Here is a 1,069-nt window from a genome sequence, read left to right as displayed (position 1 = left end):
GCGACGGACCATTCGGCGCCGTCAAACCATTCGACGCACCGTCCTGATTGACCGCCGAACCCCGCACCACCGCCAACACCCGATGACCACGACGACGCGCATCCGACAACCGCTCCACCACCAGCACACCCGCACCCTCGGCGGGGCCGAAGCCGTCGGCGGCGCCCGCGAACGCCTTGCAGCGGCCGTCCGCTGACAGACCGCGCTGACGGCTCAGCTCCACGAACCCGGTGGGGGTGCACATCACCGTCACACCGCCCGCCAGGGCCATGTCGCACTCGCCGTTGCGCAGCGACTGCGCCGCCAGGTGGAGCGCGACCAGCGAGGACGAGCAGGCGGTGTCGACGGTGACGGCCGGACCCTCCAGGCCCAGTTGGTAGGCGACCCGGCCGGAGGTGACGCTGGACATGTTGCCGGTGCCGAGGAAGCCCTCGATGCCGTCCGGGAGGGCGTTCAGCCGTGCCACGTACTCGGAGGCCAGAGCGCCGGCGAAGACCCCGGTCCGGGTGCCTCGCAGGGATCCGGGAGCGATGCCCGCCCGCTCCACGGCCTCCCAGGACGTTTCCAGGAGCAGCCGCTGCTGCGGGTCCATGGCCAGTGCCTCGCGCGGCGAGATACCGAAGAACCCGGCGTCGAACTCGGTCGCGTCCGGCACGAAGCCGCCGCCCCGGACGTAGGTCTTGCCCTGGGTCTCGGGGTCGGGATCGTAGAGGTCGTCGTCCCAGTCGCGGTCCTGGGGGAAGGCGGTGATGGCGTCCTCCCCGGCGAGGACCAGCCGCCACAGCTCCTCCGGGGAGTCGATGCCGCCCGGAAGACGGCACGCCATGCCGACGATCGCGATCGGCTCGTCCGCCGGACCGGCGAGGACCGCCGCACTCCGCTCCTCGGTGATGTCGGGCAGCCCGGACACCTGGGAGCGGATGTGCTGGGTGAGGGCGACGGGGGTGGGGTGGTCGAAGACGAGGGTGGCGGGCAGTCGTAGGCCGGTCGCCGTGTTCAGGCGGTTGCGCAGTTCGACCGCTGTCAGGGAGTCGAAGCCCAGGTCCTTGAACGGCCGCCCGGCCTCGAC

1 protein-coding gene is annotated in these 1,069 nt (G+C 71.8%); it reads right to left on the bottom strand.

Features of this window, described 5'->3' with window-relative positions:
• A partial coding sequence (locus tag ACWDRW_RS40320; RefSeq protein WP_451733584.1) for a beta-ketoacyl synthase N-terminal-like domain-containing protein occupies positions 1 to 1,069 on the bottom strand: 1,069 nt, incomplete at both ends.

It is taken from the genome of Streptomyces sp. NPDC003635 (genome assembly GCF_053587635.1).
Note: the sequence above shows the minus strand (reverse complement) of the source record. Positions and strands in the feature narration are given on the sequence as shown.